16 protein-coding genes are annotated in these 14,346 nt (G+C 32.6%); 7 read left to right on the top strand and 9 right to left on the bottom strand.

What is annotated here, in order from left to right:
* Position 1: 1 nt before the first annotated feature.
* Positions 2 to 589 carry a DUF1801 domain-containing protein gene (locus tag ABDW27_RS18680; protein ID WP_343697254.1) on the top strand — a complete coding sequence of 196 codons (588 nt, stop codon included), beginning with the start codon at positions 2 to 4 and terminating at the stop codon, positions 587 to 589.
* 350 nt (positions 590 to 939) lie between these two features.
* On the opposite strand, the gene yajC is transcribed toward ABDW27_RS18680, so the two are convergent.
* The 3 genes from yajC to ABDW27_RS18665 form a co-directional block, all read right to left on the bottom strand.
* Positions 940 to 1,218, bottom strand: a complete 279-nt coding sequence (gene yajC / locus ABDW27_RS18675) for a preprotein translocase subunit YajC (protein WP_343697253.1) — start codon at positions 1,216 to 1,218, stop codon at positions 940 to 942.
* A gap of 119 nt (positions 1,219 to 1,337) precedes the next feature.
* Complete coding sequence (gene nusB, locus ABDW27_RS18670; RefSeq protein ID WP_343697252.1) at positions 1,338 to 2,249, bottom strand: transcription antitermination factor NusB; 912 nt, start codon at positions 2,247 to 2,249, stop codon at positions 1,338 to 1,340.
* Positions 2,250 to 2,526: 277 nt separating this feature from the next.
* On the bottom strand, positions 2,527 to 3,636 hold the full coding sequence (locus ABDW27_RS18665) for a Glu/Leu/Phe/Val dehydrogenase (protein WP_343697251.1): 1,110 nt from the start codon (positions 3,634 to 3,636) through the stop codon (positions 2,527 to 2,529).
* Between the two features lie 204 nt (positions 3,637 to 3,840).
* On the opposite strand from ABDW27_RS18665, the gene ABDW27_RS18660 reads away from it, so the two are divergent.
* From ABDW27_RS18660 to ABDW27_RS18645, 4 genes are all read left to right on the top strand, one after another.
* Positions 3,841 to 5,619, top strand: coding sequence for an ABC transporter ATP-binding protein (locus tag ABDW27_RS18660; RefSeq protein ID WP_343697250.1), 1,779 nt, complete (start codon positions 3,841 to 3,843; stop codon positions 5,617 to 5,619).
* A 69-nt stretch (positions 5,620 to 5,688) separates the two neighbouring features.
* Positions 5,689 to 6,057 carry a PUR family DNA/RNA-binding protein gene (locus ABDW27_RS18655; RefSeq protein WP_343698143.1) on the top strand — a complete coding sequence of 123 codons (369 nt, stop codon included), beginning with the start codon at positions 5,689 to 5,691 and terminating at the stop codon, positions 6,055 to 6,057.
* Between the two features lie 203 nt (positions 6,058 to 6,260).
* Positions 6,261 to 7,091, top strand: a complete 831-nt coding sequence (locus tag ABDW27_RS18650; RefSeq protein ID WP_343697249.1) for an alpha/beta hydrolase — start codon at positions 6,261 to 6,263, stop codon at positions 7,089 to 7,091.
* Positions 7,092 to 7,109: 18 nt separating this feature from the next.
* Entirely contained in the window at positions 7,110 to 7,655 is a 546-nt protein-coding gene (locus ABDW27_RS18645) for an alpha/beta hydrolase (protein WP_343697248.1), read from the top strand.
* 288 nt (positions 7,656 to 7,943) lie between these two features.
* Here the strand turns inward: ABDW27_RS18645 and ABDW27_RS18640 are convergent, their stop codons facing one another.
* Positions 7,944 to 8,279, bottom strand: coding sequence for a tRNA-binding protein (locus ABDW27_RS18640; protein WP_343697247.1), 336 nt, complete (start codon positions 8,277 to 8,279; stop codon positions 7,944 to 7,946).
* A gap of 130 nt (positions 8,280 to 8,409) precedes the next feature.
* Between ABDW27_RS18640 and ABDW27_RS18635 the strand changes: the two genes are divergently transcribed.
* Positions 8,410 to 9,303, top strand: coding sequence for an alpha/beta hydrolase (locus ABDW27_RS18635; RefSeq protein ID WP_343697246.1), 894 nt, complete (start codon positions 8,410 to 8,412; stop codon positions 9,301 to 9,303).
* Between the two features lie 579 nt (positions 9,304 to 9,882).
* Positions 9,883 to 10,278: a GreA/GreB family elongation factor gene (locus ABDW27_RS18630; RefSeq protein WP_343697245.1), complete on the top strand. Its 396-nt coding sequence runs from the start codon at positions 9,883 to 9,885 to the stop codon at positions 10,276 to 10,278.
* Between the two features lie 108 nt (positions 10,279 to 10,386).
* Here the strand turns inward: ABDW27_RS18630 and ABDW27_RS18625 are convergent, their stop codons facing one another.
* From ABDW27_RS18625 to ABDW27_RS18605, 5 genes are all read right to left on the bottom strand, one after another.
* Positions 10,387 to 10,704 (bottom strand): cytochrome c, encoded by a 318-nt coding sequence (locus tag ABDW27_RS18625; RefSeq protein ID WP_343697244.1) that lies wholly within the window; start codon positions 10,702 to 10,704, stop codon positions 10,387 to 10,389.
* 98 nt (positions 10,705 to 10,802) lie between these two features.
* The gene (locus ABDW27_RS18620; protein ID WP_343697243.1) at positions 10,803 to 11,735 is read right to left on the bottom strand and encodes a peptidylprolyl isomerase; all 933 of its coding nucleotides are present in this window, start codon (positions 11,733 to 11,735) and stop codon (positions 10,803 to 10,805) included.
* 42 nt (positions 11,736 to 11,777) lie between these two features.
* A complete protein-coding gene (locus ABDW27_RS18615; RefSeq protein WP_343697242.1) occupies positions 11,778 to 12,932 on the bottom strand; it encodes an MFS transporter in 1,155 nt (384 codons plus the stop codon).
* Between the two features lie 142 nt (positions 12,933 to 13,074).
* Positions 13,075 to 13,425, bottom strand: coding sequence for a cupin domain-containing protein (locus ABDW27_RS18610; RefSeq protein ID WP_343697241.1), 351 nt, complete (start codon positions 13,423 to 13,425; stop codon positions 13,075 to 13,077).
* A gap of 50 nt (positions 13,426 to 13,475) precedes the next feature.
* Positions 13,476 to 14,345: a sugar phosphate isomerase/epimerase gene (locus tag ABDW27_RS18605; RefSeq protein WP_343697240.1), complete on the bottom strand. Its 870-nt coding sequence runs from the start codon at positions 14,343 to 14,345 to the stop codon at positions 13,476 to 13,478.
* Position 14,346 lies beyond the last annotated feature (1 nt).

The raw sequence follows: 14,346 nt of genomic DNA, 5'->3' as shown, positions 1-14,346 counted from the left end.
ATTGGAAACAACCTCTGAAAATAAAGGCATTTGGAAATATGGTGGTCAATGGGAAGAAGAATTACTGCTTCTTAAAACCATCATTGATAAAACTGAACTGACCGAAACCATAAAATGGGGCGGTCCAGTTTATGTTTACGAAAAGAAAAATGTAATTGGCCTTGGAGGTTTTAAAGATTATTTTGCGATTTGGTTTTTTAACGGTGTATTTTTAAAAGACAACAAAAAGAAACTTATTAATGCACAGGAAGAAGTGACAAAATCCCTTCGTCAGTGGCGTTTTACTTCAAAAGATGAAATAAATGAGAAAGAAATCTTAGAATATATCTTAGAAGCAATTGAAAATGAAAAGCAGGGAAAAGTTATCAAACCTGCAAAAAAAGAAGCCATAGTTTCGGAACTTCTTAATGCCGAAATGACTAAAAACCCAGATCTGAAATTGGCTTTTGAAAAATTTTCTCCTTATAAGCAATATGAGTTTTTAGAATATATCGAAACTGCCAAACAAGAAAAAACAAAACTTTCGAGAATTGAAAAAGTCGTTCCGATGATTTTAGCAAATGTTGGATTAAATGATAAATACAGGTAAGATTAAAATTTTCAATATTTAAATTCCAAATTCCAAGCTATACTAAACCTTTGTCAAAGCTTAAAACTTTGACAAAGGTTTTTTCTTTACGCAAAGTATTGTCATTGCGAGGAACGAAGCAATCTCACGAAGCATTTCATCAAAGTATCCCACAATCTTGTCATTCCGAGGAACGAGGGATCTCCAGTAGCTCGACAAAGATTGAAGAGTTACTGTATAGAGTTTCTTGCGAAGATTCCTCGTTCCTCGGGATGACAAGATTGTGCTGAATTCTTTTAAAAATAAAAAATCCCAAACTCCTTTTGGAATTTGGGATTTTATATTTTGAAATTTATTTTTTTAAATAAAAATTAAGCTTTTTTAGCATTTAAAGCAGCACTCAATTCTAAAGAAATCGCAGTACGCTCTAATTTTAATTTTCCTGACATTGTTTCGATTACAACAGTAGTTTCTGCTAATTCAGCAATTTTACCGTGAAAACCACTTTTTGTAACTATTTTATCACCTACTTTTAGGTTGCTTTCAAATTCTTTTTCGTTTTTTGCTCTTTTTTGTTGTGGTCTAATCATAAAGAAATAGATTACTACAAACATTAAAAGGAATGGCGCAAATTGACCTAATTGTCCCATAATTAAATTCTGTTTTTGATTTATTATTAATATTTTCTTTTAGAATCTGCTCTTCGACTTCGCTCAGAGTGACATCCTGATTTGGAATTTATTTTATTTTAAATTGGAATTTCAAGATTTTACATCAAACCTCTTCCTACTTTCACCATCTTTTTATTGGCTTCAAGTTCTTTAACAAGATTATCTAAAATTCCGTTGATAAAAATACTACTTTTTGGTGTAGAATACTCTTTAGCAATTTCTAAATATTCGTTAAGAGTTACTTTTACCGGAATCGAAGGGAATTTTAAAAATTCGCAAATTGCCATTTTCAAAATGATTGTATCAATTTCGGCAATCCTTTCGCTGTCCCAATTTGGTGTTTTATCGTCGTATTCTTTTGCTAAAACTGATTCATTTAAAACTGTTCTTCTGAATAAATCTTTAGCAAAATCCTTATCTTCAATATCTTTATACAATTTCGGAACTCTGAACTCGTCTGAATCTTCAGTTTTGATTGCTTTTAATTGTTTAACAATATGGGTATTTACAACCGGAATATCATCAACCCATGTCAATTTATCATCCTCTAAATACTCGTATAATTTTTCATTCGGAACAATAACATTTTCAAACAAATCAACGATAAATTGTTTGTCTTCTTCAAATGTATTTACATTATTCGACATGTATTTTTTGTAAATATCGCTTGCTTTAATGTCATTTAAAAGTAAAATAATATAATCGTCGTTTAATGACCAGTTGTTGATTTTACGGTTTTCTAAAGCAATGCTAAGGGAATTACTTTCAGCAAGAAGCTGAAAGATTTTGTTTTTGATGAACTTTTCGTTCGGGTTACGTTCTGCTGCAGTAGCAAGGTGTTTTTTACTTGACAAATGCAAGAATACTGATTCTTTTTTGCAAATTTCAATCAATGAAGAAAGCATTATAAGATATAAGTCCTGAATATTATCAATACTATAGAAAAGGAATTTTTCTTCTTTTTCCATATTATCAGAACCGCTTTGGTGCATTGCATAAATGGATTGCATTACTTTAACGCGTATGTGTCTTCTATTTACCACCTTGTAAGAACATTTTAAAATTAGTCTGCAAAAGTATAACTTTTGATGCGTATTTTAAAATTAATTCGCAAAAAAGTCGCAGTATTCAGTCACAGTATTCAGTATTATTCAAAAATAGTCTCAGTTTTCAGTCACGGTTTTCAGTAATTTAGAAACTACATAAAAAAGTCTCAGTTTACAATTTCAGTTTTCGATATTGAAAACTGAGACTGTAAACTGAGACCGAATACTGTAAACTAAAAAATTACTTCTTAGCAGCGTTTTCTAATTTTCTCGCATCGATACGATTTTGAGCAATTGTAAGAGCCGCTTTATGAGTTGTAATATTATTTTTGGCAGCAAAATCTATAATTTCTAAAGTAGTGTTATAGATATTTTCAGTTTTACTAATGATTTCGGCTTTACCGTAGTTTGCCAATTCAGCATAAACATTGATAATTCCACCAGCGTTGATTAAGAAATCAGGAGCGTATAAAATTCCTCTTTCCTGTAATCTTGCACCGTGAACATTTTCATCAGCTAATTGGTTGTTTGCTGCTCCGGCAATAACTTTCGCTTTAATTTTGTCAACTGTATTAGTATTGATTGTTGCTCCCATTGCACAAGGCGCATAGATATCAACATCAGCAGTATATAAATCTTCGCCAGTATAAATTGTCGCATTGTATTTTGAAGCAACCTGATATAATTTTTCTTCGTTGATATCAGTAATTGTAACCTGCGCTCCTTCTTTAGTTAAATATTCAACTAAAGTTTCACCTACGTGACCAATTCCCTGAACCAAAACTTTTTTGCCATCTAAAACATCAGATCCAAACTGACTTTTAGCAGCTGCTTTCATTCCTAAATAAACTCCGTAAGCTGTTACAGGAGATGGATTTCCAGATCCGCCTCTTTCTTCAGAGATTCCGGTAACATAAGGCGTTACATCTCTTACAGTGTCCATGTCTTTAGTTTCCATACCAACATCTTCAGCTGTAATATATCTTCCGCTTAGTGAATGAACAAATTCACCAAACTTACGCATTAATTCAGGTGTTTTTTGTGTTTTAGCATCGCCAATAATTACAGCTTTACCTCCACCAATATTAAGTCCAGTAATGGCAGATTTAAACGTCATACCTCTTGAAAGGCGTAAAACATCGTTTAAAGCTTCCCATTCTGTGTTATAATTCCACATTCTGGTTCCTCCCAAAGCTGGCCCCATAACCGAATTATGAATACCAATAATTGCTTTTAAACCTGTATCTTTGTCATTGCAAAATACAATTTGTTCGTGATCGTCAAAAGATAATTGACCAAAAACAGGATCCATTTTTTGAAGTTCCTTTCCAGTTGTGAAAGTTGCATCCATAGCGCTAGTAGTATTTAGTTTAAAATTACGAATTCGTCAAAAAGACAACTCAAACATAAACAAAAAATATACATGTGCTAATTTTTTACCTTTAAAATAACAATTTTACAATATACTTATTTTGATTAGATTGCATTTTATTATACTTTTAATTAAGAATAATTCATAAAATTAAATCAAGTTAATATTGAATCTCTTAAAAAAATGAAAGAATTAAGCTATTTAAACAAATATTTCATTAAATATAAATTCAGTTTTTCACTAGGAATTTTAATCACCATTATCGCACAAATTTTTTTCTTATTCACTCCCAAGTTTGTAAGTCACTCATTTGATATAATCGAAAAATTCTTAAAACTATCTGATACTCAACAAAAATCAGCAGCAATAATCGATTTATATCAAAGAGATTTAATTCATAACGTACTTTTAATTACAGGAAGTGCCATTGTTGGAGGATTTCTAACTTTTTTAATGCGTCAAACTTTAATCGTAATGTCTCGCCACATTGAATTTGACTTAAAAAATGAAGTATTTAAACAATACGAAAGGCTTTCGCAGAATTTCTACAAACAAAATCGTACAGGAGATTTAATGAACCGAATCAGCGAAGACGTTTCAAAAGTCCGCATGTATGTTGGTCCGGCCGTAATGTACACTATCAATACCTTTATACGTTTTGCGATTGTACTTATATATATGTATAATGTTTCGCCTTTGCTTACCTTATATACAATTCTGCCATTGCCAATTTTATCATATTGTATTTTCAAATTAAGTTCAGAAATCAATAAACGAAGCACGACATTTCAGCAATATTTATCAAAAGTTTCTAGTTTTACACAGGAAATTTTCTCAGGAATCCGCGTTATAAAAGCGTATTCTTTAGAAAATCAACACCAAAATAATATGGTCGATCTTTCAGAAGAAAGCAAACGTAAAAGCTTAGAACTCGCAAAAGTTCAATCATTATTTGGGCCTTTAATGATTGCTCTTATCGGAATCAGTAATTTGGTGGTTATTTATTTCGGAGGCGTTATGTACATTAATGGCACAATTCCGAATATTGGAACCATTGCCGAATTTATTCTTTACGTAAACATGCTAACCTGGCCGGTTGCTTCACTCGGATGGGTTTCATCTATGGTTCAGGAAGCCGAAGCATCGCAAAAACGTTTAAATGAATTCTTAAAATTAGAACCTGAAATTAAAAACAAAAACGAAAACTCATCTGAAATTCACGGTTCAATTGCATTTGAAAATGTAAGTTATACGTATGAAGATACTAATATTGAAGCTCTAAAAAACATATCGTTTACAGTAAAAAATGGCGAAACACTGGCTATTTTAGGAAAAACAGGTTCCGGAAAATCAACAATTTTATCTTTGATTTCCCGTTTATATGATACAACCGAAGGAAGAATTACGATTGATGGAAACGAAATCAGCTCTTTAAATTTAAATGATCTTCGAAACAGCATCGGAATTGTACCTCAGGATGCTTTCTTATTTTCGGATACCATCAAAAACAATATCAAATTCGGAAATGAAAATGCAACCGACGAAGAAGTGATCCAAGCTGCCAAAAACGCTGTGGTTCATGATAATATCATTGCTTTCAACAAACAATACGACACCATTTTAGGAGAAAGAGGAATCACGCTTTCAGGCGGTCAAAAACAGCGTGTGTCGATTGCAAGGGCATTAATTAAAAATCCTGAAATTTTACTTTTTGATGATTGTTTGTCTGCTGTTGATACTGAAACTGAGGAAACTATCTTACATAATTTATTTGATTTTTGTAAAAATAAAACTACAATCATTGTCAGTCATCGAGTATCTTCGGCTAAAAATGCCGACAAAATCATCATTCTCGAAGACGGTAAAATTATTCAACAAGGCTCTCATAATCAATTAATAAATCAGGAAGGCTATTATGCATCGTTATATTTAAAACAACTTTCGGAAAAAGAATTACTTTAAATGTTGCGTAATAGATAATTTTTTATGATTTTTGATTACTATTAATTACCAAAAATGATAGAACGTATTATGAGAGAAAATGACATGTTAGAAAAAGAAGAGATTTTTTCTAAAGTATTACGAGCAGGAAGAAGGACTTATTTCTTTGATGTGAGAGCTACTAAAGCTGACGATTATTACATTACGATTACCGAAAGCAAAAAGTTTACTGAAGAAGATGGTTCTTTTCACTTCAAAAAACACAAAATTTATCTATATAAAGAGGATTTTAACGCTTTCGCAGAAATACTGGAAGAAATGACTTCATATGTTTTGAACCATAAAGGCGAAGAAGTAATTTCTGAAAGACACCAAAAAGATTTTAAAAAAGAATATAGCTCTGATAAAGCAGAAACTCAAAGATCTAGCTTTACTGATATTGATTTCGACGATATTTAATCTATATAACTTTACAATAAAGTTCAAGTCCAATATGTATAACATTTTTGGGCTTTTTTTATATATTTATTTGTGAGATGTGAAAATGTAAAAATGTGAAATGTGAAATGCAAAATTGAAATACATAATTAACAAACCACCTTTCATAAAAAAACATTTTACTTCTAACATTTCACTTCTAACATTTTACTTTTAACCAAAAAATGAAAAAATTACTTTTTTTACTTAGCTTTTTATTTTTGGGAATTTATTCATTTGCCCAAAAAACAGAATATGAAACAAAATCAAATATTCAATATTATTCTTCAACAGTAAACAAGTCTGACAGTTACATTAACGAAAGATGCGTTCTGGATATTTATTATCCAAAAAACACAAAAGGCTTTGCGACTATTGTATGGTTTCATGGCGGCGGATTAACTGGCGGAAACAAAGAAATTCCTGAAGCTTTAAAAAATAAAGGCTATGCTATTATTGGCGTAAACTACCGATTATCTCCAAAAGCAAAAGCAGAAAAAGCAATTGATGATGCTGCAGCGGCTGTTGCGTGGGCTTTTAATAATATTACTAATTACGGAGGAGATTCTTCTTTAATATTCGTTTCCGGACATTCTGCCGGAGGATATTTAGGAATGATGATTGGGTTAGATAAAAAATACCTTCAAAAGGAAGGAATTGACGCTAACAAAATTGCAGGGTTAATTCCGTTTAGCGGCCAATGTATTACGCATTTTGAAATAAGAAGAGAAAACGAAATTCCTGAAAAACAGCCTACAATTGATTCTCTTGCGCCTCTATATCATGTTCGCGCTGATGCTCCGCCTTTATTATTGATTACCGGAGATAGAGAATTGGAAATGTTAGGCCGTTATGAAGAAAATGCATATATGGCAAGAATGATGAAATTAGTAGGTCATACACAAACCAAACTTTACGAATTAGACGGTTACGGACATGGAATGACAGAACCTGGCTTTCCGTTATTGGTTAATGAAATCAATAGAATTTTAAAAGAGAAACAAACTAAAAAATAAATATATAATTCCACGGCAATGGAAACACAACTTTTAATTTTACCGGGATTGGGAAATTCTGGTGAAAAACACTGGCAGACCTTTTGGCATGAAAAATTCAAAAATTCAATTCGTTTAGTTCAGGACAATTGGGATGAACCTGTTCGCGAAGACTGGATTACACGATTAAACGAAGCGGTTTCTAAACTTGAAAGTCCAACAATTCTTGTTGCGCATAGCCTGGCGGTTTCTTTAGTTTTACACTGGGCAGAAACCCATTCAAATAAAAATATTATTGGAGCCTTATTAGTAGCTCCTGCTGATGTTGATTCGCCGGAACATACACCGAACATTATCAGAAATTTTTCGCCAATGCCGCTTTACAAATTGCCTTTTCCGTCAATTGTTGTGGCAAGCGAAAATGATCCTTATGCTTTATTCGAAAGAAAACAATATTTTGCTGAAAAATGGGGAAGTGATTTTGTAAATGTTGGAAAACAAGGTCATATCAATTCTGATTCTGATTTAAAATATTGGGAAGAAGGACAGTTGATCTTGCAGAAGCTGATTGAGAAAATTTCTTAATTTTTAGTATCAGTTTCAGTTTTCAGTCGCAGTGATCAGTATTTATAAAACTGAAAATTAACCGCAAAAGGCGCTAAGATATTACGCTAAGTTCGCTAAGTTTTTTATTAAAAGTTTGCGAAATCTTTGATTTATTAAAGAGCACAAAGCTGGAGCCTAAAAAATAATTAGTGTAATTTGTGTAATTCGCGGCAAAAATTAAAAATCATTTTAATCTGTGACCCGAGCGATAGCGAACGGGCGAAGCAAATCTGTGGCAAACTGAAAACTGAGACTGCGACTGAAAACTTATCCTATACGAAGCCCATTCGGTATTTTAAAATCAGGCGCTAATAAAATCACATCTCCCTCCTCGCCTACAGCACCAAGCACCAGACATTCGCTCATAAATTTTCCGATTTGTTTTTTGGGAAAATTTACAACGGCAACAATTTGTCGGTTTATCAAATCTTCTTTTTTATAGCGTTTAGTAATTTGTGCCGATGATTTTCTGATTCCAATTTCGGCACCAAAATCTATTGTGAGTTGAAAAGCAGGCTTTCTTGCTTCGGGAAAATCATTTACTTCAATGATAGTTCCGATACGCATATCTGTTCTTTCAAATTCGTTCCAGGTTAAATCCATTTTAAAATTTGTTTATTTACAAACCTATAAATTTTGTAATTAATACTACTAATTCTATAACCTTATTTTTTAGACTACATTTAATTTTACTACACATGTTTTAGTAACTAATTAGTAAAAAAATATAAAAATGGAAAATAGTGTAGTAAATGCCAGTCTGTCACTGAAGGATTTAGATTTTGATATTCATCAATTAAATACCGACAAATATATCGAAACAGCCAAAAACGTAAAGCTTTATGTAAAAGATTACGGAAAAGGAAAACCTGTAATTTTAATTCATGGGTGGCCGCTTTCTAATGAAATGTGGGAATATCAGGTTGAATTTTTGGTTAAAAATAATTATCGTGTAATTGCTTACGACCGACGTGGTTTTGGCAAATCTTCGCAGCCTTGGGAAGGTTATGATTATGATACACTTACTGATGACCTTAGCGAAATTATTCAACAATTAGAATTAGAAGATGTTACTTTGGTAGGATTTTCTATGGGCGGCGGCGAAGTAGTTCGTTATTTTAGTCGTCATAATGGAAAAGGAGTTTCAAAAGCAGCTTTAATTTCATCTATAATTCCGTTTTTATTAAAAACTGATGATAACCCTGATGGGCATCCGAGAGAAAAAAGCGAATCGACTGCCGAAGCAATAAAAGAAGACCGAATTGGTTTTATAGATAATTTTGGAAAAACGTTTTTTGGTGTAAACATCATCAATAAACCTTTAAGTACGGCTTTACTGGAGTATTACAGAACGCTTTGTTCTTTTGCTTCACCTCATGCAACTTTAAAATGTGCCGAATCATTCTCATATACTGATTTTAGAGATGAATTGAGTTCTGTAAATGTTCCCACCCTAATTATTCACGGAAATGATGATAAAATTGTTCCTATTGATTTAACATCAAAAAAAGCTTCAGAAGCTATTGCCAATAATACTTATATCGTTTATGAAGGCGCTCCGCACGGTTTATTTTATACCGAAAGAGATAAATTAAATGATGATTTACTGGATTTTTTAAATTCATAAACATTTATTGCCACAGATTATGCAGATTCTCACAGATTAAACTTGAAAAATCCTTTTAATCTGTGAGAATCTGTGGCTATAAAAAAAACTCCAAATTTTATTTAAAAGTTACGAATTTGAATAATACACATTCTTTTGAAGATTAAACGAAGTTCAAAAACCACGAATTGACTGTAAATCAAATGGAAATAAAGATTTTGACCATTTGTAAAACTTTACTTATCTTTGCCAATCAAACTAAAATTACTCATTGTGAGCATTATAACAATATTTACAGTTTCTCTACCAGAGCTTTCTTTAAGAAGAAGGCCGCTTTGTTCTGTATTTATTTCACATAGTAAGGCCTTTATTAATTAGGCCTCCGTCTATTTCATTTTCTTCTTTCAGGCGGAGGATTTACATTTTTTAAGACATTTATTTATTTGACAAACAAGTTATTTGTTCAAATATGTTTTGTTTTCCATTTGTAACATTTTATTACGATAACCTGTTTTTAAACGGATATCTCAACAACTCGCTCCAAACAATAAAAAAGAAGAAAAATCATTCAAAAATTACAATACTAAATTCAATATAGATATGAAACCAACACCCACTTTCAGTAAATCTGATTATCAATTTTTAAGAGAATTGATTTTAAAAAGTAAAAATTCAACGAATACCAAAGAAGCTAATCAGCTTTCACAGGAATTAGACCGTGCCGTAATAAGCAAGGAAAATGAACTTGACGGCTCGATAATCAGAATCAATTCTTTGGTAACGATAGAAGATGTAAAAGCTAATAAACAAATGAAAATTCAAATTGTTTTACCTTCATCTGCCGACGTAAAACAATCTAAGATTTCAATTTTGGCACCTTTAAGTGTTGCTATTATTGGTTTTAAAGAAAATGATGAAGTCGACTGGGAACTTCCAGCTGGAATTAAAACTTTAAAAATTATCGCAGTAGACAATTCGGCTGTACATCATTCATAACTTTTTAAACACCTCATTTTGTGAAGGTGTTTTTTTATATCTATTTGAAAACTAAAAAACCGATTCAAAAATTGAATCGGTTTTTTAATGTCTATATTTTAACTCAAATTATAACTGTGAGTGAATATAACTTGTTATCAAAGCCATATTAGCATCATCTAGTTTGGCTTTCTTTTGCATACGAACCAAAATAGGCTGCCATTCTTCTTTACTAAATTTAACCGGATCATATAATTTGTGGCATTTTACACAATTATTTTCATACAGCTTTTTACCTTCTGCCTGCTCTAAAGACAATACTCGGGGCGGCATAGTGTCTTTAGACGGATCGACATTTTCAGGAGCTGCAGCAACTGCAGATTGTTTTGTACCGCAAGAAGCAATAAGCAGCGCTACAGCTGCCAGGGTTAAGATTTTAGATTTCATTTTGCTCTGTTTTTATTTTTAAAGTAAATATAAAAAAAATCCCATTCGGCTTACCGAACGGGATTCTATTTAAAACAAATTTAAACTTTGTTTATTTCTTATTTTACATCCATTAATTCAACATCAAAAATTAAAGTAGCATGTGGCGGGATAACTCCTCCAGCTCCAGATGGTCCGTAAGCCAAATCAGATGGAATTACAAAACGAGCTTTGTCTCCAACTTGCAATAAAGCAATACCTTCGTCCCATCCTTCGATAACTTGTCCAATTCCTAATTTAAATTCGATTGGTTTTTTTCTTGGGTAAGATGAATCAAAAACTTTTCCGTTTTCTAAAGAACCTTCGTAGTGAACAGAAACTGTTTTTCCTGCTTCCGCTCTTTTTCCTTCTCCTTTTTGAATCATTTTATAACGTAAACCGCTTTCAGTTTTATCGAAACCAGCCGCTAATTGTTCCATTTTTGCTTCAGATTCTGCTTTTAAAGCTGCTTCTCTTTTCATTCTGGCACCTTTTAAACCAATGAAAGCTTCAATAGCATTCCATTTTTGAGCTTCTTCTCCAACTCTTAAAATTTCTACAGATTCTAATGCATCTCCCTGAGCAACAGCATCAACAATATCTTGCCCTTCAACGACGTGACCAAAAACAGTATGTTTTCCGTCTAACCAAGGAGTTGGAACGTGAGTAATAAAAAATTGAGAACCATTTGTTCCAGGTCCAGAATTTGCCATAGATAAGACTCCCGGACGATCGTGTTTTAAACTTGGTACAAATTCGTCATCAAATTTATATCCAGGATCTCCAGTTCCAGTTCCTTTAGGACATCCACCCTGAATCATGAAATCTGCAATTACTCTATGAAAGTTTAATCCATCATAAAATTTTTGTCCTTGAGGTTTCACTTTATTTTCCATATTCCCTTCTGCAAGAGCAACAAAGTTCCCTACAGTTCCAGGCGTTAAATCGTGTGTAAGTTTTACTAAAATCGAACCTTTGCTAGTGTTGAATTTAGCGTATATTCCGTTTTCCATGTTGTTATTTTTTAATTGAACGCAAATTTACAAATTAATTTCTTAATCAATTTGTGCTTTCTGTTTTTTAGATTTTGATTTATAAGTAAGTCCGTAAACGGTTAATGATAATGCCGATAAAACCATACAGCCGATAGTTACAGCGTGCCATCCGCCCAGTTTCCACAACAATAATCCGTAAGCAGATCCTGCGGCAGTTCCTAAAAAGCTAAACGACATAAATACAGTATTTAATCTGTTTCTGGCTTCTGGCAAAAGTGAATAAACTCTGGTTTGGTTTGAAATATGAACTCCCTGAATTCCAATATCAATAAATACAATTCCAATCGCAATTCCGATTACACTTTCAATAGAAAAATAAAAAATCAGGAAGCTAATCAGAATCAATAAACAGCCATAACCAACTGCAATTCTTGAATTTCCTTTGTCTCCAATTTTTCCAACCAATGGCGCTGCCAAAGCTCCGGAAGCACCTACAATTCCGAATAAACCAATTGTAGCACTATTAAAATGAAATGGTTCACCGGAAAGTAATAAAACCATTGTGGTCCAGAAAGCTCCAAACTGAGCAAAGCTGAAAACGTTGATTGCCGTTGCTTCGCGCAAAACAGGCTGTGTTTTTATAAGAGTAAAAAGAGATTGAATTAACTGTCCGTAAGTTCCCAGAAATTGAGGTTTATTTACGGGGAATTTACTTTGAATTACAAAAAAGATTAAAAGACAAATCCCGGCAGCGATATAAAACATCGATCTCCAGCCTAGAACTTCTCCAATAAATCCGCTTAATGTTCGCGAAAGCAAAATTCCAACTAAGAGACCGCTCATAATAGTTCCTACGACTTTTCCGCGTTGTTCAGGCGCGCTTAAAGAAGCAGCTAAAGGCAGAATAAGCTGCGGTACAATCGAAGTTACTCCAATAAGTAAGGAGGCAATTTGTAAAACAAGAAAACTTTTTGCTGTAGCCGCAATTAACAATGCAATTACTGTAGCAAAAGTCGTCATTAAAATTTGTTTTTTTCGCTCTATTTTATCGCCAAGAGGCACCATAAAAAACAATCCGATTGCATAACCGGCCTGAGTTAAGTATGTTATGGTTCCGGCGCTGGCTTCGGGAATTTTAAATTCGTTGGCAATTAAAACAATCAAAGGCTGGCAGTAATAAAGATTTGCAACTATAAGACCAGTGCAAACTGCCATAAACAGGACGTTGGTTTTAGATAAATTCATTTTGCAAAAATACCGATCTAATCTCAATCAAAACTTTAAAAAAGTTATAAAATTTTTAAATTTAAGATCAGATCAAGGTTCTTAAATGATAATTCTATTGATTTTAAAATTGTTATGCTTTTAAGAAATCTTCTCTCGCCGGACTAAAAACATCTGTCAGCATACCCTCTTCTAAGCAGACAACACCATGAATGGCGTGAGGCGGAATGTAAAAACTATCGCCTTCTTTTAAAGTTTGTGTAACGCCGCTTATCGTTACATCAAATTTTCCGCTTGCTATATACGTTACCTGAGAATGATAATGTTCGTGTAAAACGCCGATTCCCCCTTTTTCAAAATAAACATTTACAAGCATGATTTTATCATCAAAGGCAAGAATTTTTCGTTTAATTCCTTCTCCAACAACTTCCCATTCTATTTCGTCTCCTTTTATAAACTCTTTACTTGTTTTGATATTCTGCATGACTTTTAAAATTGATTTTTACAAAAATAAGATATTATGATGATTCTGTTTTAGATCAGATTTTTTGAAATAAAATCAGCACTTGTTTTTATGGATTCAAAAGAATTTCCAGCATAATTATTTTCCTGTTCTACAAAAAAGTGAACCATTCCCGATTGCTTAATTTCTTTAAAAAAAGGCTTAAAATCAATTAATCCTGCACCTATTTCTGTATTTAAAGCCTGATTTGATTTATCCATATCTTTAACATGCCACATTTTAAAACGCCCCGGATTTTCTTTGAATAATTTTAGCGGATCATTTCCTGAACGGACAACCCAGTATAAATCTAATTCAAAATAAACGAGTTTTTTATCGGTTTCATTTAATAGAATTTCATAACCGGTAATTCCGTCCTGTTTTTTAAATTCGAAATCGTGATTGTGATAAGCCAGTTTTAATCCCGCTTCTTTGCACATTTTTGCTGCCTGATTTAATCGAGAAGCAATTACTTTAAAATTTTCGATACTTCTAAAAGGTTCATCGACCCACGGAACAGTTAAAAATTCATGTTTTAGAATCTTTGCTGCTTCAATTGCCGCAATAAGTTCGACAGTGTTTCCGTCATATAAAAAGCTACCTAAATTATAATGTCCGCTTACCGCTTTTAAATTGTTTTCGTCTAAAATCTTTTTCAATTCAACCGGAGACAATCCCCAAAACTGATCTTTTATAGAAAAACCATACGTCTCTACATTTGTATATCCTGATGCAGCAACTTTTTCTAAAGTCTGTTTTACATTTTTCGGAAGTTCTTCGCGTAATGTATACAACTGCAAACCTATTTCTTTTTTATTCATAGAAAATGCTAATGATGGTAAAGCCAAAACAGCCGTCGCCGCCAGACTTGTGTTTATAATAAAGTTTCTTCTTGTAACCATT

Source organism: Flavobacterium sp., assembly GCF_039595935.1.
Classification (GTDB): Bacteria; Bacteroidota; Bacteroidia; order Flavobacteriales; family Flavobacteriaceae; genus Flavobacterium.
This window is presented reverse-complemented; position numbering and strand designations above follow the sequence as displayed.